Here is a 21,602-nt window from a genome sequence, read left to right on the forward strand (position 1 = left end):
GGAAAGGCGGGCCGCACGCGCTTAAGTCGGCAGCGTGCAACAGACCCCGACCGCCCCAACCGTCGCCTCCACGGGCGACGGTCCATCCGCCGGCCACGCGGCGCTCCTGCGGAGTGCCGTGGCGCGCGGCATCATCACGGACGATCAGGCCCTGGCCCTCGACCGCTTGGCGCGGGAGGACGGCGCCGCCCCGGACGAGCCGCCCGACGACGAGCGCCTGCGCTTCATCACCGGTTTCGCCGACATCTTCGTCACCATCGGCCTCGTGCTGTTCCTCGGGGCAGCGACGTATTTCGGCCTCGACCGCCTCGGCAACGCGGCCGGCCACGCCGTCGTGGCGATCCTCGCCTGGGGGCTCGCCGAGTTCTTCACGCGGGTGCGGCGCATGGCGCTGCCGAGTATCGTCCTGCTGCTGGCCTTCGCCCATGCGGGCTTCTCCGCCCTGGCGGCGATCCTGCTCGGTCCCATGCGGCACGGCAGCGCGACCCTGTTCGACCTCCTCGACGTTTCGCCCGCCGCCGCGCTCCCGATGGCCGGGGCGGCACTCGGCACCGTCCTCCTCGTCGCCGCGCACTACCGGCGCTTCGCCGTGCCCATCACCGTCGCGGCGGGAGCGGCCTCCACCGCCGGCCTCGCCCTCGCGCTGATCCTGGCCGCGGCCCCCGGCGTCGCCGAGCGGTTCCTCGCCGGCCTCCTGTTCCTCGCCGGCCTCGCGGTCTTCGCCTTGGCCATGCGCTTCGACCTTGCCGACCCGAAGCGGCTGACGCGGCGCACGGACATCGCCTTCTGGCTCCATCTCCTCGCCGCGCCCCTGATGGTGCATCCGATCCTCAGCACCCTGGCGGGCAGCGGCGACGGCCAGCGCGGGGCGATGCTCGCCGTTCTGGCCATCGTCCTGGTGCTGGCCTTCGTCGCCCTCGCGATCGACCGGCGGGCGCTCCTCGTGTCCGGCCTCGTCTATGCGGGCATCGCCTTCGGTGCCCTGATCCGCGACGCGGGCTTCACCGGCGCCACGGTGCCGGCGAGCCTGCTCGCGCTCGGCACGTTCATCCTCGCGCTCAGCGCCGGCTGGCATCCCCTGCGGGCCCGCGTGCTGCGCGCCCTCCCCCGCCCCTGGGCAGCTCGGCTGCCGCACCCGATCGGAGCGTGATGACCACCTTCTCCCCCCGCGAGATCGTCTCGGAACTCGACCGCTTCATCGTCGGCCAGGCCGACGCCAAGCGCGCCGTCGCCATCGCGCTGCGCAACCGCTGGCGTCGGCAGCAACTGACCGGCCCGTTCCGCGAAGAGGTCGCGCCGAAGAACATCCTGATGATCGGCCCCACGGGTTGCGGCAAGACCGAGATCGCCCGGCGCCTGGCGCGCCTCGCCGGGGCGCCGTTCCTGAAGATCGAGGCGACGAAGTTCACGGAGGTCGGCTATGTCGGCCGCGACGTCGAGCAGATCGTGCGCGACCTCGTGGAGGTCGGCATCGGCCTCAAGCGCGAGGAGAAGCGCCGGTCCGTGCAGGCCAAGGCCGAAGCGGCGGCGGAAGGCCGCATCCTCGACGCCCTGGTCGGCCCCACCTCCGGTCAGGCCACCCGCGACAGCTTTCGCAAGAAGCTTCGGGCGAGCGAACTCGACGACAAGGAGGTCGAGATCGAACTCAGCGGGGCCGCGCCCGGCGGCCTGCCGATGTTCGAGATCCCCGGCATGCCCGGCGCCTCCATGGGCGCGGTGAACCTCGGCGACATGCTCGGCAAGGCGCTCGGCGGCCAGAAGGGCAAGCCGCGCCGGATGACGGTGAAGGAGGCCTACGCGCCGCTCCTCGCGGAGGAATCCGACAAGCTCGTCGACACCGAGTCCCTGACCCAGGAAGCCATCCGCGAGGTCGAGGACAACGGCATCGTCTTCCTCGACGAGATCGACAAGATCTGTGCGCGTGAAGGCCGCTCCTCGGCCGACGTGTCCCGCGAGGGCGTGCAGCGCGATCTGTTGCCGTTGATCGAGGGCACGACGGTGGCGACGAAGCACGGGCCGGTGAAGACCGACCACATCCTGTTCATCGCGTCGGGCGCCTTCCACGTCTCGAAGCCCTCGGACCTCCTGCCCGAGCTGCAGGGCCGCCTTCCGATCCGGGTCGAGCTGCAGCCGCTGACCGTGGAGGACTTCAAGCAGATCCTCACCACCACGGAGGCGAGCCTGCTGAAGCAGACCGTGGCTCTCATGGCGACGGAGGGCGTGACCCTCGAGTTCAGCGACGACGCCGTCGACGCCCTCGCCAAGGTCGCCGTCGACGTGAACAATTCCGTCGAGAACATCGGCGCCCGCCGGCTCCAGACGGTGCTGGAACGGGTCATCGACGAGATCTCGTTCACCGCCACAGACCGGTCCGGTGAGACCGTGCCGATCGACGCCGCCTACGTGCGTGCGCGGGTGGAGAGTCTGGCGGCGAACGCGGATCTGAGCCGGTTCATTCTGTGAGGTGCCAGGCTGTGAGGCGGTAGGGCCTCAGCCCTGCCAGACCTCCCCGGGGCGCAGGGCTCGAAACCGCTCCGGCGCGATGCCGTTCTCGGCGCAGGCGACCGCCAGGGCCTCGACCGGCTGCTCGATCCCCTCGTCGGTGAGCTGGAAGGTGCCCCAATGGTGGCCGAGCATCTGGTCCGCCCCGAGGAGCAGCCCGGCCGCCACCGCCTCGGCCGGGTCCATGTGCTGGTCCGTCATGAACCAGCGCGGCTCGTAGGCTCCGATGGGCAGGGTGGCGAGACGCGGTGGCCCGAACCGCGCCCGGGCCGCGTGAAAGATCGCGCCGCCGCGAAATCCGGTGTCGCCGGAGTGGTAGTGCACCCCCACGGGCGTGGTCAGCACGAACGAGCACCACAGGGCCATGCGCTTGTCGTTCACGCCCCGCGCCGACCAGTGGTTGGCCGGGGTGAGGTGCACGGTGAGGCCGCCGCCGAGATCGACGGACTCGCCCCAGTCGCGGGTCTCGACATGCATGGTGTCGTCGTAGGCGCGCAGGATCGCGTCGTTGCCCAGCGGCGCCAGGATCAGCGGCTGGTGCGCCTGCCACAGCTGCGCGACGGTGGGGCCGTCGAGGTGGTCGTAGTGGTTGTGGGTGATGAGCACCACGTCGATGGGGGGAAGATCGGCATAGGCGATGCCCGGCGGGTTCACACGCTTGGGACCGGCGAAACGCAGCGGGCTCGCGCGGCGGGCATAGACCGGATCGACCAGGATATTGCGCCCTGCGACCTGGAACAGGTAGCTCGCGTGGCCGATGAGGGTGACGCGCATCCCCGGGAATCGCTCGGGCGGCCGGTCCTGGAACGGGCTCGGATGGTGCTTCGGCCAGAGCGCGCGCACGGGTGCGTCGATCCCACGCCGCTTGCGCCAGCGGGCGATGTCCGCGAGCGTTTTGTCGGCGGGTTGATCCGGTCCGTGAAAGCGCAGACCGTCGAAATGGTCGCTTTTCGGCCCCCGGTAATAGGGATTGCGCCCGCGCCTGTGCGCGGCATAGCCGACGCCGCCGAGGGTCATCACCGTGGCGGCGCTGAGGGCCGTGATCAGATTGTTGCGCTTCATGCACCCGAGATGGCCGCGGCCGCCGCGCGTTCAAGCGGCCACGCTGCCGTTCACGAGCGCCAGCGCAGTTCCTGGGTGGCGAGGGGATTGTGGAACGGCCGCCCCTCGCGCGCGGCGGCGAGCGCCTCGCGCTTCAGGCGAAAGTACCATTGCGACGGCAGATCGCCCTGGCCGAACAGCACCATGGTGGGCTTGCGGTCGAGGCCCGCTTGCGCGTGCTGGAGCACCTGCTGGTCCTGGGTCAGGAACTGGCGCATGAGCGGCCGGGCCACGGGCTTCAGCAGGTTCAGCGCCGGCATGTTCCAGTAGAGCGCGTTGGTGAGCATCGTGCGGTTGTGGGTCAGCGGGGTCGCGAAGGTGTAGTTCGCCACGCGCTTGGCCCCTGCCACGATCCGCTCCAGGCGCACGCCGGGCAGGCGGAACTCGATCTCCACCGCCGGCGCCCCGCCGAGCAACCGGTAGACCGGCGAACTCGTGGTGGTGGCGTGGCTCGTCATGGTGAAGCCGTGCGGCGTCGGCGTGAAGGTCTTCACCTTCTCGCGCAGCTCCTTCGAGGGGCGGAACCACCAGGAATCGTGGACGAAGGCGACGTGGCCGGGATCGACGAGGCTCAGGGTCGTGAGGTCGAACGAGGCCTCGACCACGAGTTCGATGACGACACGGCCGGCGGCCTCGAACCCGAGTTCGGGCAGGGCTGGAGCGTCCGAACCCGTGGGCGGGCCGAGATAGGGATTGACCCAGGCGAAGCCGGCGCTCTCCCGGATGGGAAAGCGCTGAATGGCGATCTTGGAGAAGTCGGCGGAATCCGAGGCCGACAGGGTCGGGACGTCGCGGCAGCGTCCGTCGGTGCCGAAGCGCCAGCCGTGGAACGGACAGGTCAGGGCGGCGCCGTCGAAGCGCCCCTTCGACAGGGCCATGCCGCGATGGGGACAGCGGTCACGGAGCGCGAACGGAGCGCCGGACGCCTCGCGCCCGAGCACGATCTGCTCGCCGTTGAGCTCGACCGCCCGAAGCGTGCCGGCCTTTAGGGTGTCCGAGCGGCCGACGCAGTACCACGCGTCGGCGAGCGGTTGGCGCATGGCGTCGGGGTCGAGGGCGGCCTCGTCGGGCGCCGGAGCGCGCGGGCTTGGCCTGGCGGACCTTGGGCTGGCGGACATGGACGGTTCCGGTCACGCCCTCGCGGGCGGGTGCCAGCCTCTTAGACCCGGGGTTCCACCCTGGCCAGGGCGACCCCGGAGGGGAGCGGCGGAAGGGCGCAAGCGGGGGCCTTTTCAAACGCCGATCCGCCCCCTACCTTCCTGCCAGTCGCAACGAACGAAAGGAGGTGATCCAGTGTCTCATTCTCATCAGCCGCTCTCCCCGGCCACCCTGACCTGGACCGTCGCCTCCGGCGCTACCCTCTAGCGCTCGGCGGGAAGAACAAGGGATCGGCCGGACCTCAGCGGTTCGGCAATGGAAGGCCCGCCCCTCACCGGGGCGGGCCTTCGGTCTTTCCGGGGGTCGACTCAACGGCGCTGGAACAGGGGTTGCGCCAGGGTCTCGGCCCGGGCCATCCACAGATCGCGCTCGGAGCGCATCTGGGCGAGCTGCTCGGCCTCGGCATCCATTCTGGCGCGCAGGTCGCGCATCTCGCGGGCGACGGTGGTGGTCAGAGCCCTGAGCTGGTCGCGCTCGGCGCAGACGTCGTCGAGAACCCGCAGCTCCGATTCGAGGTGCCCTCGCAGGCCGCGCAGCTCGTCGGCGAGGACGGCCTGAAGACTGTCGTAGCGGTCGGTCTCGACCCGTAGCTTGGCCTTCAGCATCAGGTTCTCGGCCATGAGGTCCGACAGGTCGCTCTCGGCGTCGATTATGGGTGACGGCGTGGGAGCACTCGCGGGTGCGACCACGCGCGGCGTCCAAGCCGGTATCTCCGCCTGGGGCTCGGCGGCCGGCATCTCCCCACGGGACTCCGGCAGGTCGTAGGATGCGTCCGGACGGGCGGCGGAGGCCTGCGTCGCATGGGCGGCGGTCGCCGCCTTCATCGCGGCGAGCCAGTCCCGCAGCGGACCCGGCTGGGGGCGGCCGGGCTGATCGTTCGGCGGGTACTGGCGGGCGGGTTCCGACATCGGACAGGTCCTCGGCTTTCGCGAGTATCCGACCAAAATATGCTTAAGGAAGTATGAAACTTCCCCGGGAGACCGTTACCCGCCGGACGGGGTGACGGTCGTCGGGCCGATGCATTATCGATGCAGTCCCGCCGCCGGAACCCCCGACCATGTTTCTCGAAGCGCCCGAACTCTCGGCCCTGCCCGGCCTGCGCCACGCCTTCTTCACCCGGGAGGGCGGGGTGTCCGAGGGCCTCTACGCATCCCTCAACGGCGGACTCGGTTCGGCCGACGTGCCGGCGCGGGTCGCGGAGAACCGTGACCGGATGTGCGCCGAACTCGGCGTCGCGAGCCTCGTCAGTCTGTATCAGGTCCACTCCGCGACGGCCGTGGTGGTCGAGGCGCCCTTTCTGCCCGACGCACGCCCGCAGGCCGACGCCATGGTCACGCGGGTGCGGGGCCTCGCCCTGGGCATCGCGACGGCCGATTGCGGACCGATCCTGTTCGCCGATGCGGAGCGCGGCGTCGTCGGGGCGGCCCATGCCGGCTGGAAGGGCGCGTTGACGGGTGTGATCGACGCGACGGTCCAGGCCATGGAGGGGCTCGGGGCACGGCGCTCCGAGATCGTGGCGGTGCTCGGGCCGACGATCTCGCAAGGTGCCTACGAGGTCGGTCCCGATTTCATCACGCGCTTCCGGATGGAAGCGCCCGGCTGCGAAGGGTTTCTCGGGGCGGGCGCACGGCCCGGCCATGCCCAGTTCGATCTGCCGGGTTTCATCGCCGCCCGCCTCGCGCGAGCCGGCGTCACCCGAGCCCATGACCTGGGGGTCTGCACCTATGCCGACCCGGATCGGTTCTACAGCTATCGCCGCGCGACCCACCGGCACGAGGCCGATTACGGTCGTCTGATCTCGGCCATCGCGCTGGCGTGACGGCGCCCGTCGCAGACCTGTTCGAACCCCGCGACATTCTGCCCAGTAAAAAATCGGAACAAAATGCCTCGGCGATTGAACCTTGGCCGTGGATGCGCGTTGCCGGTTCGAGTTGCTTAAGAAGTGCGGCAGGAACCGCCACAAAGGGGCCGCCTTCCCGGCCAACGGCGTGTTCGTAAAGCCACAGCTTCTTCGGGGCGACTGGCCTAAAGACGGGGAACTGCACCGGATGCCTCCAAAAGGAGCGGCGGGGCGCAATGGTAGAGGACCAGACTATGAAATCCATTTTTCGGAGCGCAACTGCGCTGGCCGGCATCGTGATCGCCGGTTCTGCTTTCGCCGCCGACCTTCCGCGTCGCGCCGCGCCGCCGGTCTTCGTGCCGGTCCCCGTGTTCACCTGGACGGGCTTCTACGCCGGTTTCAACGCCGGTTACGGCTTCGACGCCTCCAGCAACAGCGCGCCCACCATCATCGGCGTGAACGGCGCCAGCACCCTGGTCCGTCCGGGCACCACCCAGGCGATCGCCTTCAGCAACGGCCGTAGCAACGACGGCTTCGTCGGCGGCGGTCAGATCGGCTACAACTACCAGTTCACCCCGGGCTCCGGCTTCGTGGTCGGCGTCGAGGCCGATGCCCAGTACGTCGATTTCGGTCGTGAGCGGAACCGCTTCTCCGCCACCGGTCCGCTCGCCGCCCAGCAGGTGTTCAACCCGGCCGGCGTGTCGAGCCTCGACTACTTCGGCACCGTGCGCGGCCGCCTCGGCTACGCCTTCGACCGCACCCTCGTGTACGGCACCGGCGGCTTCGCCTACGGCTCGGGCGGTGGTCGCGAGTTCGGCCTGAACAGCGGCAGCCGCGACAGCTTCCAGACCGGCTGGGCCGCCGGCGGCGGTATCGAGTACGCGCTCCCCACGGACTCGTTCTTCAACTTCTTCAAGTCCTCGGCCGTGACGTTCAAGGTCGAAGGCCTGTACGTGAAGCTCGACCAGAACAACCGCAACGCCGGCGCCTTCGCCGTCAACAACGCCGGCGCGACCATCTTCACCAACAGCCCGGGCGTCGTCCTGGCCAGCGGTGGCCGTCAGGTCCGCGACACCGAGTTCGCCGTCGTCCGCGCCGGCCTGAACTACAAGTTCGGCTCGTACTAGGACTTGCGGGGCTTTTAGGTTCGGCCTGAGCGTCCCCAGCCCCGATCATCTGGCCGCTTTCGTCGAAGCGCACCCCGAGGAGAAATCCTCGGGGTGTTGCTACGTCGGGAGGGTGCCAAGCCCCGCGTTCGGAAGCGGCGTACCCGTTCGCCATCCGAAAGGCAGGGGCGACGGTGCTCGGCCCATCCGCCGATCGACGGCAGAGATCGTGCCGTCCCGAAACCAATGGGATCGGGGTCGGCCCTAGATCCGGGCTTTGCCGCGATCTCCTACGGCGAACCGGTATCCAGCTCGTCCGGTCCCGCGCGGTGCCTGAGCGAGGCCGGAAATCCGCATCGCGAAGCGATCGAGCGGATTTCCCTTGGGAGCCCGCTAGATTCCCCCGCCGGCGACCTCGCGGGCCACGGCGCGGCGGCCGATGTCCCGGCGGCAGAACCCCTCCGGCCAGTCGATCCGGGCGATGGCGGCGTAGGCGCGGGCCTGGGCCTCCATCATGCTTGCACCGAGCGCCGTCACCGTGAGCACCCGGCCGCCATCGGCGAGGAGCTGCCCGTCCTCGGTCCGTGTGCCGGCCTGGAACACGATGACGTCGTCGCCTGCCTCCGCCTCGGCGACGCCCCGGATCACCGAGCCACGCATCACCGCGCCGGGGTAGCCCGCCGCCGCCATCACCACGGTGAGGGCCGCGCGGCCCTCGTCGAACGGAATCACGATCCCCGACACGTCGCCGTCGCAGGCCGCGAGGAGGGCCGGGACGAGATCGCCGGCCAGACGCGGCATCAGCACCTGTGCCTCGGGATCGCCGAAGCGGGTGTTGTACTCGATCAGCTTCGGGCCGTCCGCCGTCAGCATGAGGCCGGCATAGAGGATGCCGGTGAACGGCATGCCGCGCGCGCGCATGCCGGCGAGCGTCGGGGCGATGATGGTCTCCATCACCGTCCGCTCCAAAGCGGGGGTGAGGATGGTAGCTGGCGAGTAGGCCCCCATGCCGCCGGTATTGGGACCGCGATCCCCATCGAACACGCGCTTGTGGTCCTGGGCCGTGCCCACGGGCACCGCGCGGCTGCCGTCGCACAGGGCGAAGAAGCTCGCCTCCTCGCCGAACAGGCACTCCTCGATGACGATCTCGGCGCCGGGATCGCCCAGCATGGCCCGCACGGCGGCCCGCGCCTGATCAAGGGTCTCGGCCACCACCACGCCCTTACCGGCGGCCAAGCCATCGGCCTTCACCACGATGGGCGCACCGCGCTCGGCGAGGTACGCCAAGGCCGGCGCGAGCTCGGTGAAGCGCGCGAAGGCGGCGGTGGGGATGCCGTACTCGGCGCACAGGTCCTTGGTGAAGCCCTTCGAGCCTTCGAGCTGGGCAGCGGCCCTCGTCGGCCCGAAGGCGCGGATGCCGGCCACCGTGAGATCGTCGACGAGTCCGGCCACCAGGGGCACCTCCGGTCCGATCACCACGAGGCCGATGGCGTGCGCGGCGCAGAACGCACAGACCGCCGCAGGGTCGGCCACGTCGAGGTCCGGCCGATTCTCGCCGAACGCCGCCGTTCCGGGATTGCCCGGCGCGGAAAACAGGTGGTCGCAGAGCGGGCTCTTGGTCAGCGCGTAGGCGAGGGCATGCTCGCGCCCCCCGGAGCCGATGAGGAGGATGTTCATGGGCCAAAGCTCTTCCCCAAAACACCGTTCTTGAAAAGGCTTAATCCAGCGCGCAGACCGGCTTTGCACGGGACGGCGCCCGCGCACGGAGCCGATGCGCGTTTCCCGTCGGGGCAGCGGGAACCAAGTGATCCCAGTCGGGTTACGTTGGGATCATGCCAGGCTGTCGCAAATCCGTTTCGTATTCGATGGCCTCGCCCAGGCTTCGGGGCGTTAGTATTGCGAAGTACGTGGTTCACGGGCGGATGCCCATGCGAGCCGGAAACGACAATCCCCGACCGCACCATGCACCGGCCTGGTATTGGGCGATCGCCGTCGGTGCCCTTCCGACCTTCTGTGTGGCCCTGTTCCTTTCGGTCTTCCTGTAGGACGGCCGGCTGTCTGCAGGACGGGTTGCGGACTGGCTCGCGGCGCGCCCTTTACCTGTTTGGCGCGCGGCACTAGCGTCCGGCACCATGGCCGTACCCCCTCCGCCTTCCGCTGCCCCGAAGACCGGCACCACGCCGGTGTCGAACGTGCCCGAATGGTCCGTCGGTGATCTGGCGTCTGCCCTGAAACGGACGTTGGAGGACGCTTTCGGGCATGTCCGCCTGCGTGGTGAGATTTCGGGTTTTCGCGGGCAGCACGGATCCGGCCACGCCTACTTCTCCCTCAAGGACGGCACCGCCCGTATCGATGCCGTAGTGTGGAAGGGCACCTTCGCCCGCTTGCGCCAGAAGCCCCAGGAGGGCCTGGAGGTTGTCGCCACCGGCCGGATCACGACCTTCCCCGGAAAATCCTCGTACCAGATCGTCATCGAGACCCTGGAGCCCGCCGGCATCGGTGCCTGGATGGCACTGCTGGAGGAGCGCAAGCGCGCGCTCGGCGCCGAGGGTCTGTTCGCGCCCGAGCGCAAGCGACCGATCCCCTACCTGCCGCGCGTGATCGGCATCGTGACCTCGCCCACGGGCGCCGTCATCCGCGACATCCTCCACCGTCTCGCCGACCGGTTTCCACGGCCCGTCCTGGTCTGGCCCGTCCGGGTCCAGGGGGAGGGGGCGGCCGAGGAAATCGCCGCTGCCATCCGGGGTTTCAACGCGCTGCCCCCCGGTGGCGCGATCCCGCGCCCCGACCTGCTCATCGTGGCGCGCGGCGGAGGCTCCATCGAGGACCTGTGGGCCTTCAACGAGGAGGCGGTGGTGCGCGCCGCCGCCGATTCCACGATTCCCCTGATCTCAGCGGTGGGCCACGAGACCGACACCACCCTCATCGATTTCGTCTCCGACCGGCGGGCGCCCACCCCCACGGGGGCCGCCGAGATGGCGGTGCCGGTCCGCGCCGAGCTCCTCTCCGAGGTCGCCGATCTCGGCCGGCGCCAGCGCGAGGCCGTGGAACGCAAGCTCGACCGGGAGGGCAGCGACCTGCGCGCCCTCGTCAGGGCGATGCCCGGCGTCGATGCCTTCCTGGCGGGCAAGCGCCAGCGCCTCGATCTCGCCGAGGCCCGCCTCGGGCCGGCGCTCGCCGGCAACGCCCGGGTCCACCGCCTCCGGGTCTCGCGCCTCGTGGAGCGCTTCGTGCGCCACCCGCCGACCCTGGCCCTGGCGACGGCGCGCGGGCGCCTCGCCCGCCTCGGCGACCGGCCGGGCGCGGCGTTGCGCCACGGCACCACCCGGAAGGCCGAGTCCCTAGCCTATCTCGGCCGCCGCCTCGTCGTCGCCCGGGATGCGACCCTGGCACGGGCGGGTGCGGAGCAGGCGAGGGGGCGTGACCGGCTCGGCGACCTCCACGATCGCCTCGACCGCGCCGGCGCCCGCCTGACCGAGCGCCGCCGCGACCGCCTCGCGACCCTGACGAGCCTTCTCGGGTCCCTGAGCTACCGCGCCGTGCTGGCCCGCGGCTTCGCCCTGGTCCGCGACGGGTCCGGCGCGGCCGTCCGCTCGGCCGCCGCCGCATCGGAGGCCGAGCGCCTCACCCTCGAATTCGCCGACGGTACCCTGACGGCACGGGTCGAGACCGCCGCCGTGCCGGGCGGAGACGGCGCTCCGGCACCGGCGCGCCCCAAGCGCACGCCGCGAAAGCCGGCGGCCAAGCCCGTCGTCCAGGGCTCCCTTTTCGAGGGATGACGCGGCTTGCCCGTCAGCGCCGCCTCGCCATGGTCTCCTCGCAATGGCCGCCCCGCCATGTCCGGCCACGGGTTGACGAACGGAGCGGCGTTTGCGAACCGCGGCACGGCCCATGCCTGAGGCAGGCTGCCAGACGCGAAGGAGCCGTGATGACCACCACGATCGACAGCGCCCAGAAGCTCCACCTCGTCTTCGGCGGCGAACTGGAAAGCCTCGACGGCGTGAATTTTCGCGACGTGAAGGGCCTCGATATCGTCGGCATCTTTCCCGACTACGCCTCGGCCCAGACCGCCTGGAAATCCAAGGCGCAATCCACGGTCGACAGCGCGCAGACCCGCTACTTCATCGTGCACCTGCACCGCCTGCTCGAACCCTGATCTGTGCAGGGCGTGGGGGAGACTGCGTGAAGGCATTGTGACGCCCCCCCGTCGACTGATATGGACCGCGGCAGCAAACCGCTCCCGGTTTCAACGACTTGGTTTAGTGACCCTGGTTCAACGGGCTCGGTGGGCGAAGGATCGCGAGATGAAGACCCCGGCATGAAATCCTCGATCAAGATCATCGCCGGCAACGCGAGCCGCCCCCTGGCCGAGGCCATCGCGGCCTACCTCGAACTGCCGCTGGCCAAGTGCATGGTCCGGCGGTTCGCCGACATGGAGATCTTCGTCGAGCTGCAGGAGAACGTCCGCGGCGAGGACGTCTTCATCGTCCAGTCGACGTCGTTTCCCGCCAACGATCACCTGATGGAACTGCTCATCATGATCGACGCGGCCCGGCGCTCGTCGGCCCGGCGCATCACCGCCGTGATCCCGTATTTCGGCTATGCCCGACAGGACCGGCGCACCTCCGGCCGCACCCCGATCTCGGCCAAGCTCGTCGCCAACCTCATCACCGAGGCCGGCGCCGACCGGGTGATGACGCTGGATCTCCATGCCGGCCAGATCCAGGGCTTCTTCGACATTCCCACCGACAACCTGTTCGCCGCCCCCGTGAAGGTGCGCGACATCAAGGAGCGCCTCGACCCCAAGGACTGGATGGTGGTCTCGCCCGACGTCGGCGGCGTGGTGCGGGCCCGCGCCATCGCCAAGCGCATCGACGCGACGCTCGCCATCGTCGACAAGCGCCGCGAACGCCCCGGCGAATCGGAGGTGATGAACATCATCGGCGAGGTCGAGGGCCGCTCGTGCATCCTCGTCGACGACATCGTCGACTCCGGCGGCACACTGGTGAACGCGGCCGAGGCCCTGCTCAATGCCGGCGCCAAGGATGTCTCGGCCTACATCACCCACGGGGTGCTGTCGGGCGGCGCGGTCTCGCGCATCGCCGCCTCGCGGATGAAGGAGCTGGTGATCACCGACTCGATCCAGCCGACGCAGGCCGTCAAGCTCGCCCGCAACATCCGCGTCGCCACCATCGCGCCGCTCCTCGGCGAGGCCATCGGCCGGACCGCGACGGAATCGAGCGTGTCGAGCCTGTTCACTTGAAAGACGGGACGGGGAGGGGCGTCGGGCGAGTGATCGCAATTGCGCATTCCCCTCCGCAGCCTGTATAGACGCAACTCCCCTATTGCAGCGTTGAGACGGGATGCTGCCGGCCAGTCCCAGGCCGGAGCGAGCGGCGCCACGTCGGCGGCGCCCCGACGCCCGTCCCGCCCCAACCGTTGGAGTTGCCCGATGACCCAAGGCCCGTTGATGCCGAAGGCGACCGCCGTCTGGCTGGTGGAGAACACCTCCCTGGCCTTCGAGCAGATCGCCGAGTTCTGCAAGCTGCATCCCCTGGAGGTGAAGGGCATCGCCGACGGCGAGGTCGCGGCCGGGATCAAGGGCCTCGACCCGATCACCACGGGCCAGCTCACCCGCGACGAGATCGAGCGCGCCCAGAAGGTGCCGAACTACAAGCTCAAGGTCGCCGTCTCGAAGGTGAAGCTGCCCGAGGTCAAGCGCACCACCAAGGGCCCACGCTACACCCCGCTGTCGCGTCGCCAGGATCGCCCCAACGCGATCCTCTGGCTCCTGCGCAACCATCCCGAACTCAAGGACGCGCAGGTCATCCGGCTCGTCGGCACCACCAAGTCGACGATCCAGCAGATCCGCGAGCGCACCCACTGGAACTCGGCCTCGCTCCAGCCCATGGACCCGGTGACGCTCGGCCTGTGCACGCAGATCGACCTCGACTTCGAGGTCCAGCGCTCGGCCAAGGACCGGCCCGCCGCACTTCCCGCCGACGGCGGTGCGACCCTCCTGCCGACGGAAGTCTCCACGGCCACGGATTACACCGAGACCGACGAGCATCACCGCTCCGTGCGCGACGAGAAGCTCAACGCCGATTCCGTGTTCGCCAAGCTCAAGGGCATGCGCAACACCGACGCGGATGACGACGAGGACTGATTTCCGTCCGCAGGACTTGAGACGACCCGATCCGCGCCGGAGCCCCGGCGCGGATTTTTCATACGTCGCTCGGCTTCTGCTTTCTCGACGCCGCCGACGGCACGATAATGAGAACCGAACCCCGATCTCAGGTCGCCAACCCTGAGAAAATGCGCAATATTGCCTCCCCTCGGTGGACGAGGGCGCATTTCCAGGGACCACCATGACCGCGCAGGGCACTGGACAGGAGACGGGAACGGCATCCGATCCGCCGGATTTGGCGGCCTTGGCCCTGTCTCCGGCCGAAGTCGGGCCGGCCCCCGAACATTCGGCGTCCGAGCCCGTGACCCTCGCCGAATCGCTGATGGCGGATGCGGGGTGGAGCCCGGCGAATTTCGGCGGCGACGGCCCCAACCCGCCCTACCTGCGTATCGGCGGCAAGCTCTGGGTGACGCTGACCGAATTCGAGCCGTGCTTCTCGTCGTTCCACCGGGACCGGGTGCTGTTTCGTTCCAAGGTCTCCATGGCCGACCACCTGTCGCGCTACGACCAGATCATGGTCGATCCCCTCGCGTTCGAGGAATGCTTCGGCCCCCTGGAGGGAACCGACGCCACCTTTCCGTTCGGGGCCTGGCTCACCATCCGTGAGGTGCGTTTCACCGGTATCGAACTGCTGGGCAAGCGGCACGGTCCGGTGGTGCTGCCCCTCGAACCCCTGGCCGTGGCCTCGGCCGTCTGGCTGCGCAACACGCGCCAGCCGGGTCGAGCCCCGGTGTGATCGCCGCGATGCGCCTTCGGACGGACGCCCAGTCTTGCCGTGAGCGGCACGATCCGGTATGCAACCGCCGTTCTCCGATTGGAATCGACGAGGCGCGGGCGGTTTTCGCACCGCTTCGGCCCATTGGGGAATGGCCCTCGACCATTGTTCCAGAATGCGTCGGCCCTCCTCAGGGGGGTGAGCCCGTCCGGTCCTCCAAGGATCGCGGGCGGCGATCGCCGAGGGTGCCCCGTCACACGAACCGCCGACGCCGGCCTCCGATGAGGCCTGTCAGGAGACAGAATGACCGCTGGTAACGCCCTGCAGCGTAACCCGAGCCGCGACGATTTCGCGGCTCTCCTCGAGGAGAGCTTCCTCGAGCACGAGATCACCGAAGGCTCCGTCGTCAAGGGTCGCGTCGTCGCGATCGAGAAGGACGTGGCCGTCATCGACATCGGCGCCAAGACGGAAGGCCGTGTCGCCCTCAAGGAATTCAACGGCCCCGGCCGCGAAGGCGAGCTCGCCGTCGGCGACGAGGTCGAGGTCTATGTCGACCGCATCGAGAATGCGCTGGGCGAGGCCGTCATCTCGCGCGACAAGGCACGCCGCGAAGAGAGCTGGGTCAAGCTCGAGAAGGCCTTCGAGGCCAACGAGCGCGTCACCGGCGCGATCTTCAACCAGGTCAAGGGCGGCTACACCGTCGACCTCGACGGCGCCGTGGCGTTCCTGCCGCGCTCCCAGGTCGACATCCGCCCCGTGCGCGACGTCACGCCCCTGCTCGGCACCCCGCAGCCGTTCCAGATCCTCAAGATGGATCGCCGCCGCGGCAACATCGTCGTGTCGCGCCGCACCGTCCTCGAGGAGAGCCGCGCCGAGCAGCGCTCCGAGCTCGTGGCCAACCTCGAAGAGGGTCAGGTCATCGACGGCGTCGTCAAGAACATCACCGAGTACGGCGCCTTCGTCGATCTCGGCGGCATCGACGGCCTGCTCCACGTCACCGACATGGCGTGGCGCCGCGTGAACCATCCGTCCGAGGTCGTGACCATCGGCCAGACGGTCAAGGTCAAGATCATCAAGATCAACCACGAGACCCACCGCATCTCGCTCGGCATCAAGCAGCTGCTCGCCGATCCGTGGGAGGGCATCGCCCAGCGCTACCCCGTCGACGCCAAGCTCAAGGGCCGTGTCACCAACATCACCGATTACGGCGCCTTCGTGGAGCTGGAGCCGGGGATCGAGGGTCTGATCCACGTCTCCGAGATGTCCTGGACGAAGAAGAACGTCCATCCGGGCAAGATCGTCTCCACCTCCCAGGAAGTGGAAGTGCAGATCCTCGAGGTCGATCCGGTCAAGCGCCGCATCTCGCTCGGCCTCAAGCAGACCCTCCAGAACCCCTGGGAGGCCTTCGCCGAGCAGCATCCGGTCGGCTCCGAGGTCGAGGGCGAGGTCAAGAACAAGACCGAGTTCGGCCTGTTCATCGGTCTCGACGGCGATGTCGACGGCATGGTCCACCTGTCGGATCTCGACTGGAACCGTCCCGGCGAGCAGGTCATCGAGGAGTTCAAGAAGGGCGACATGCTGCGCGCCCAGGTTCTCGACGTCGATGTCGAGAAGGAGCGCATCTCGCTCGGCGTGAAGCAGCTCGGCGGCGACCCCTTCACGGAGGCCGGTGAGCTCAAGAAGGGTCAGATCGTGACCTGCGAAGTGACGGAAGTGAAGGATTCGGGCGTCGACGTGAAGATCGTCGACACCGACCTCACCACCTTCATCCGCCGGGCCGAGCTCGCCCGCGACCGTGGCGACCAGCGCCCCGAGCGCTTCGCCGCCGGCGAGAAGTTCGATGCCCGCGTGATCCAGTTCGACCGCAAGGCGCGCCGGGTCCAGCTCTCCATCAAGGCCCTCGAAATGGCCGAGGAGAAGGAGGCGATGGCCCAGTTCGGCTCCGCCGATTCCGGTGCCTCGCTCGGCGAGATCCTGGGCGCAGCCTTCAAGAAGGCCCGCACCAGCGACGACAAGGACGACGCCCAGGATTGATCGTCCCGGCGCGACCCTCCCGGGATTCTCTACGGGTCCCGGGGGCCTGACTTGAAAACGCCCGCGCGGGGATCAAACCTCGCGCGGGCGTTTTCACGTTCGGCCATGCAATATCCAACCAAGGACTTTCGCACTGCAGCGCGAAGACTTGCGAATTCTATCCGCTTGGAAACCCGCTCCCCTCTTGCCGGTCCCCGGCGGGCGAGGCTAGAACACCCACGCCGAGGATGCGAGGCGGGGCAAGGGCTTGGGGCCATCCGGCGACGGGTGACGCAGGGTTCGGGAACCGTCACGAACCGCGGCGAAGCCGGGTGTTTCAAGCCCGGGCAACCCATCACGGCCGGGAACGGTCGGTGCGCGAGGGAGCGAACCATCGCATGGCCGCTGACGCCGAACTCCTCATCGATCGCCGGCGCCTGCGCCGCAAACTCTCCCTGTGGCGGGTGGTGGGCATCGGCGGCCTCGTTCTTGCCGTCGGTGCCGTGGGCCTGCGTGTCCGCAGCGGCACCGAGCCCCTCGGCTTCGGGGCGGTCAAGCCGCAGATCGCGCGCATCTCCATCGGCGGCTTCATCGCCGGCGCCGAGGCCACCACCAAGCTCATCGAGCGCGTGCGCGACGCGGGTGCCGTTCAGGGTGTCGTGGTCTCGATCTCCTCGCCCGGCGGTACCACCACGGGCTCGGAGGAGCTCTACCGCAACCTGCGGGCGCTTGCCGAGAAGAAGCCCATGGTCGCCTTCGTCGACGGCACCGCCGCATCCGGCGCCTACATCGCCGCCATCGCGGCCGACCACATCGTCGCGCGCGAGACGGCGCTGGTCGGCTCCATCGGCGTCCTGTTCCAGTACCCGGACCTGTCGGGCCTCCTCGACAAGGTCGGGGTGAAGGTCGAATCGGTCAAATCCGCCCCCCTCAAGGCCGAGCCGTCTGGCTTCACACCGACCTCGCCGGAGGCGCGCGCGGCCCTCGCCGCCGTCGTCGGCGACACCTATGCCTGGTTCAAGGGCCTCGTCTCCGAACGGCGCAAGATGACCGACAAGGAACTCGCCACCGTCTCCGACGGACGGGTGTTCAGTGGCCGCCAGAGTGTGCCCCTCAAGCTCATCGACGGCGTCGGCGGCGAGCGCCAGGCCATCGCCTGGCTCGAATCCGAACGCGGCGTCGCCAAGAACCTGCCGGTTCTCGACTGGAAGCCGAAGGCCAGGAGCGATTTCCAGCTCTGGTCGGCGCTCGGCCTCGGCGCCGATCTCGTGGGTCTGGACGGCCTCGCCGCCCGCCTGCGCCAGGTTGGCGACGAGACCGCGAGCGCGGCCCAGGGCGGTCTCCTGGCCGTGTGGCGGCCCGGCCCCGCCGATGCCGTCCGCTGAAACCTGCTCATGACGTCGTGAAGGCCGCAGCATGATCAAATCGGAGCTCGTGCTCAGGATCGCCGAGCAGAACCCCCATCTCTACCAGCGCGACGTCGAGACCCTGGTCAACGCGATCCTCGACACCATCGCGGACGCCCTGGCCCGGGGCGACCGGGTCGAGTTGCGCGGCTTCGGGGCCTTCTCGGTGAAGCGTCGGGATGCGCGGCGCGGGCGCAACCCGCGCACGGGTGCAGCCGTTGCCGTCTCCGAGAAGGCCATCCCGGTGTTCAAGACCGGCAAGGAGATGCGCCTGCGCCTCAACGAAGCCGGCATCGGTTCGGAGGAGACGGCCACCGCCGCCGCCTCATGAGCCGCCGGACCACAGATTCGATCGGAGTGCTTCGATGATCCGCTTCTTCAAGGGTTTGGTCCTTCTCCCCGTGGCGGTCGTCGTCGTCGCCCTGGCGGTGGCGAACCGGGACGCGGTGCGCCTGTCGTTCGATCCGTTCTCGCCCGACATGCCGGTCTTCAGCGTGACCCTGCCGCTCTACGCGATCCTGTTCATCGCCGTCGGCCTCGGCGTGCTGCTCGGCGGCTGCGGCGCCTGGCTCGGCCAGTCCGGCACCCGCCGCACCAGCGCTGAGCGCCGCCGCGAGATCCGCCGCCTCGAAGGCGAGACCGCCCGCCTGAAAACCTACGCGCCGCCGCCGGCCAACGAGGGGCCGAACGGCATCTACCGCAACGCCTCCGACCGCGTCGCCCTGCCGGCCCCGCGCTGAAGTTCCGATGTCCGCCATCGCCATCAAGATCTGCGGACTGAGCACCGGGCCGACCCTCGCGGCGGCCCTCGACGCCGGGGCCGACCTCGTCGGCTTCGTGCATTTCCCGAAGAGCCCGCGCCACGTCGATCTTCCCTTGGCCGGACTCCTGTCGGAGCAGGCCCGGGGCAGGGCCCGGCGCGTCGTCCTCCTCGTCGATCCCGACGACGCCCTCCTCGCATCGGCGATCGCAGCCACCGACCCCGATTGGGTCCAGCTCCACGGGTGCGAGACGCCAGAGCGGGTCGCCGCCATCCGCCGCCTGACCGGGCGCCCGGTGATGAAGGCACTCGGTATCGCGACGCGGGCCGACCTCGGGGCGGTCCAGGCCTACGCGCGCGTGGCCGACCGCATCCTCCTCGACGCCAAGGCGCCCCCCGGCGCGGCCCTGCCCGGCGGCAACGGCCACGCCTTCGACTGGGCGCTTCTCGTCGGCGCAGATCTGCCGGAGGGCACCATGCTGTCGGGTGGCCTTACCCCGGAGACCGTCGGCGATGCACTCGCCCGCACGGGCCTACGGGCCGTCGATGTGTCGTCCGGCGTCGAGAGCCGCCCCGGAGAGAAGGATTCCAATCGGATCGCCGCCTTTATCGCCGCCGCGCGGGCCGGTCGCAGGGTGGCGGCGGCCTGACATCCGGCTCCCGAATTGGGGAAATGGCGGGTTGGCCGCATTGTCGCCCCCCGCATGCGGGTCTAGATCAGGCGCTTGTCTCACAGCAGGCGAACGGCATGGCCGAGACCGCCCCGCAGGGCGGACCGTCCCGTCGCCGCATCTGCCCAAGGCCGCCCACCCCCAGGCCGCATGCCAGATCATCCAAGGACGCCGCCCGTGACCCTCGCTCCCCCTCCGAACTCGTTCCGCAACGGCCCGGACGCGCGCGGTCGCTTCGGCATCTTCGGCGGACGCTTCGTGGCCGAGACCCTGATGCCGCTGATCCTCGACCTCGAGGCGGCCTACGAGGCGGCCAAGGCCGACCCGGCTTTCCAGGCCGAGATGGACAGCCACCTGACCCACTACGTCGGCCGCCCGAGCCCGCTCTACGAGGCCGAACGCCTCACCGAGCACCTGCGCGCCAAGGCCGCCCCCGGCCACGGCGCCCGGGTGTTCTTCAAGCGCGAGGAACTGAACCACACCGGTTCGCACAAGGTGAACAACGTGCTGGGCCAGATCATGCTGGCCCGCCGCATGGGCAAACCGCGCATCATCGCCGAGACGGGCGCGGGCCAGCACGGCGTCGCCACCGCCACTCTGTGCGCCCGGTTCGGCCTCAAGTGCGTGGTCTACATGGGCGCCGTCGACGTGGCCCGTCAGGCCCCCAACGTCTTCCGCATGAAGATGCTCGGCGCCGAGGTGATCCCGGTCCAGTCCGGCACCAAGACCCTCAAGGACGCCATGAACGAGGCCCTGCGCGACTGGGTCACCAACGTCGCCGACACCTTCTACTGCATCGGTACCGTGGCCGGCCCGCACCCCTACCCGGCCATGGTGCGCGACTTCCAGTCGATCATCGGCCGCGAGACGAAGCAACAGATGCTGGAGATGGAAGGGCGCCTGCCCGATTCGCTCATCGCCTGCATCGGCGGCGGCTCCAACGCCATGGGCCTGTTCCACCCGTTCCTCGACGATTCCGCCGTCGAGATCTACGGCGTCGAGGCCGCCGGCCACGGCATCGCCTCGGGTCTGCATGCGGCCTCCCTGTCGGGTGGCAAGCCCGGCGTGCTGCACGGAAACCGGACCTACCTCCTGCAGGACGGCGACGGCCAGATCGCCGACGCGCACTCGATCTCAGCCGGCCTCGACTATCCGGGCATCGGCCCCGAGCATGCCTGGCTGCACGAAGCCAAGCGCGTCACCTACCTCTCGGCGACGGATGCGGAGACCCTGGAGGCGTTCAAGTTGTGCTCGCTGCTGGAGGGCATCATCCCGGCCCTTGAGCCCGCCCACGCCCTCGCCAAGGTGTTCGAGATCGCGCCTCGGAAGCCGGCCGACCATCTCATGGTGCTCAACCTCTCGGGCCGCGGCGACAAGGACATCCCGCAGGTGGCCGAAATCCTCGGCACGCAACTCTGAGCGACAGGCTCGGGCGCCGGGGCCGCCAAAACCCCGTTGACACCGCAAGGCGGATTTCCTATTCCGCCGATCTCGCCGCCGCTCCGGTCCATCCGCAGCGGCGACGATATGGCGGGGTAGCTCAGTTGGTTAGAGCAGAGGAATCATAATCCTTGTGTCGGGGGTTCAAATCCCTCTCTCGCTACCATTCAATTCAGTGACTTAAAGGAAAAGCCCCGGCCAGGACGCCGGGGCTTTTTCGTTCTGGGGCGGATCTGGGGCGGCACCTCGGACCTGCCGCCTCGGGGCGGGATCGGCCGCCGCCCCCGTTCGATAGCTGTGGACAGGATCGTCCGATCCGGTCAGGCCACCTTGATCGGCCGACCGAGCTCGCTGTCGCAGACGACGCCCTGGGGCGAGAGGAACCGCGAGCCCTGAATGATAAGGCCCTCGTGCACGATGGGGTCCACCTCCGTGACGTGGCCTGCCCCCGTTCGGTGGCCCATGTTCGAAGTTAGTGCATCGTCGGGCGCGTGACGATGGCAGGGCGAGCGGACGGCACTGATCCGCTCGTTTCGGTTGGCCAGATGAGGACCTCTGGCGCAGGCGGCTGGTAGCCGAGCGACGAGGGCGGCCGGATGCCGTTGTAGGGCTTCCGCCATTGCGCGATCAGGACGCTGGCTTCCTTGCGGGGGTAGAACACCTCGCCGTTGCTGAGTTCGTCGCTCAGCTTAGCGTTGAATCG

General features: G+C 69.3%; 20 protein-coding genes and 1 tRNA gene. 16 read left to right on the top strand and 5 right to left on the bottom strand.

Annotated elements, in window-relative coordinates; translation table 11 throughout:
* Positions 1-34 precede the first annotated feature (34 nt).
* Positions 35-1,150 carry a hypothetical protein gene (locus MKK49_RS14125; protein ID WP_244029420.1) on the top strand — a complete coding sequence of 372 codons (1,116 nt, stop codon included), beginning with the start codon at positions 35-37 and terminating at the stop codon, positions 1,148-1,150.
* Positions 1,150-2,463, top strand: a complete 1,314-nt coding sequence (hslU, locus tag MKK49_RS14130) for an ATP-dependent protease ATPase subunit HslU (protein ID WP_244029422.1) — start codon at positions 1,150-1,152, stop codon at positions 2,461-2,463. Before MKK49_RS14125 ends, hslU begins: the two co-directional genes overlap by 1 nt.
* A 27-nt stretch (positions 2,464-2,490) precedes the next feature.
* On the opposite strand, the gene MKK49_RS14135 is transcribed toward hslU, so the two are convergent.
* The 3 genes from MKK49_RS14135 to MKK49_RS14145 all read right to left on the bottom strand — a co-directional run bounded on the left by MKK49_RS14135 (position 2,491) and on the right by MKK49_RS14145 (position 5,669).
* Positions 2,491-3,564, bottom strand: coding sequence for an MBL fold metallo-hydrolase (locus MKK49_RS14135; protein ID WP_244029424.1), 1,074 nt, complete (start codon positions 3,562-3,564; stop codon positions 2,491-2,493).
* Between the two features lie 50 nt (positions 3,565-3,614).
* Entirely contained in the window at positions 3,615-4,721 is a 1,107-nt protein-coding gene (locus tag MKK49_RS14140; protein WP_244029426.1) for an aromatic ring-hydroxylating oxygenase subunit alpha, read from the bottom strand.
* A gap of 348 nt (positions 4,722-5,069) precedes the next feature.
* Positions 5,070-5,669, bottom strand: a complete 600-nt coding sequence (locus MKK49_RS14145) for a hypothetical protein (RefSeq protein WP_244029428.1) — start codon at positions 5,667-5,669, stop codon at positions 5,070-5,072.
* A 149-nt stretch (positions 5,670-5,818) separates the two neighbouring features.
* Here MKK49_RS14145 and pgeF point away from each other — a divergent pair, with 149 nt between their 5' ends.
* Together pgeF and MKK49_RS14155 are read left to right on the top strand one after the other, a co-directional pair.
* Positions 5,819-6,580 (top strand): peptidoglycan editing factor PgeF, encoded by a 762-nt coding sequence (pgeF, locus tag MKK49_RS14150; protein ID WP_244029430.1) that lies wholly within the window; start codon positions 5,819-5,821, stop codon positions 6,578-6,580.
* Positions 6,581-6,855: 275 nt separating this feature from the next.
* Positions 6,856-7,728, top strand: coding sequence for an outer membrane protein (locus MKK49_RS14155; protein ID WP_244029432.1), 873 nt, complete (start codon positions 6,856-6,858; stop codon positions 7,726-7,728).
* A gap of 372 nt (positions 7,729-8,100) precedes the next feature.
* On the opposite strand, the gene purD is transcribed toward MKK49_RS14155, so the two are convergent.
* Positions 8,101-9,384, bottom strand: coding sequence for a phosphoribosylamine--glycine ligase (gene purD, locus MKK49_RS14160; protein WP_244029434.1), 1,284 nt, complete (start codon positions 9,382-9,384; stop codon positions 8,101-8,103).
* Positions 9,385-9,839: 455 nt separating this feature from the next.
* Here purD and xseA point away from each other — a divergent pair, with 455 nt between their 5' ends.
* The 12 genes from xseA (at position 9,840) to MKK49_RS14220 (ending at position 21,065) form a co-directional block, all read left to right on the top strand.
* Entirely contained in the window at positions 9,840-11,486 is a 1,647-nt protein-coding gene (gene xseA / locus MKK49_RS14165) for an exodeoxyribonuclease VII large subunit (RefSeq protein ID WP_244029436.1), read from the top strand.
* A gap of 149 nt (positions 11,487-11,635) precedes the next feature.
* The gene (locus MKK49_RS14170) at positions 11,636-11,863 is read left to right on the top strand and encodes a DUF4170 domain-containing protein (RefSeq protein ID WP_244029438.1); all 228 of its coding nucleotides are present in this window, start codon (positions 11,636-11,638) and stop codon (positions 11,861-11,863) included.
* A 162-nt stretch (positions 11,864-12,025) separates the two neighbouring features.
* Positions 12,026-12,970: a ribose-phosphate pyrophosphokinase gene (locus MKK49_RS14175; protein WP_056097113.1), complete on the top strand. Its 945-nt coding sequence runs from the start codon at positions 12,026-12,028 to the stop codon at positions 12,968-12,970.
* A 189-nt stretch (positions 12,971-13,159) separates the two neighbouring features.
* Entirely contained in the window at positions 13,160-13,873 is a 714-nt protein-coding gene (locus tag MKK49_RS14180) for a DUF1013 domain-containing protein (protein WP_244029440.1), read from the top strand.
* Between the two features lie 265 nt (positions 13,874-14,138).
* Complete coding sequence (locus tag MKK49_RS14185) at positions 14,139-14,630, top strand: hypothetical protein (RefSeq protein ID WP_244029443.1); 492 nt, start codon at positions 14,139-14,141, stop codon at positions 14,628-14,630.
* Positions 14,631-14,912: 282 nt separating this feature from the next.
* Positions 14,913-16,643 (top strand): 30S ribosomal protein S1, encoded by a 1,731-nt coding sequence (rpsA, locus tag MKK49_RS14190; protein ID WP_244029445.1) that lies wholly within the window; start codon positions 14,913-14,915, stop codon positions 16,641-16,643.
* A 377-nt stretch (positions 16,644-17,020) separates the two neighbouring features.
* Positions 17,021-18,007, top strand: coding sequence for a signal peptide peptidase SppA (gene sppA, locus MKK49_RS14195; protein ID WP_244029447.1), 987 nt, complete (start codon positions 17,021-17,023; stop codon positions 18,005-18,007).
* Positions 18,008-18,038: 31 nt separating this feature from the next.
* The gene (gene ihfB / locus MKK49_RS14200) at positions 18,039-18,359 is read left to right on the top strand and encodes an integration host factor subunit beta (RefSeq protein ID WP_244029448.1); all 321 of its coding nucleotides are present in this window, start codon (positions 18,039-18,041) and stop codon (positions 18,357-18,359) included.
* Positions 18,360-18,393: 34 nt separating this feature from the next.
* Positions 18,394-18,768, top strand: a complete 375-nt coding sequence (locus MKK49_RS14205) for a lipopolysaccharide assembly protein LapA domain-containing protein (protein ID WP_244029450.1) — start codon at positions 18,394-18,396, stop codon at positions 18,766-18,768.
* 7 nt (positions 18,769-18,775) lie between these two features.
* Positions 18,776-19,438 (top strand): phosphoribosylanthranilate isomerase, encoded by a 663-nt coding sequence (locus tag MKK49_RS14210; protein ID WP_244029452.1) that lies wholly within the window; start codon positions 18,776-18,778, stop codon positions 19,436-19,438.
* Between the two features lie 198 nt (positions 19,439-19,636).
* Positions 19,637-20,878, top strand: a complete 1,242-nt coding sequence (trpB, locus tag MKK49_RS14215; protein ID WP_244029454.1) for a tryptophan synthase subunit beta — start codon at positions 19,637-19,639, stop codon at positions 20,876-20,878.
* Positions 20,879-20,988: 110 nt separating this feature from the next.
* A tRNA-Met gene (locus MKK49_RS14220) sits at positions 20,989-21,065 on the top strand.
* A 306-nt stretch (positions 21,066-21,371) separates the two neighbouring features.
* Here MKK49_RS14220 and MKK49_RS14225 read toward each other — a convergent pair.
* The coding region (locus tag MKK49_RS14225) for a transposase (protein ID WP_244029456.1) at positions 21,372-21,602 on the bottom strand (231 nt) is incomplete at its 5' end.

Source organism: Methylobacterium sp. J-090 (genome assembly GCF_022829345.1).
In the GTDB taxonomy this organism is placed as follows: domain Bacteria; phylum Pseudomonadota; class Alphaproteobacteria; order Rhizobiales; family Beijerinckiaceae; genus Methylobacterium.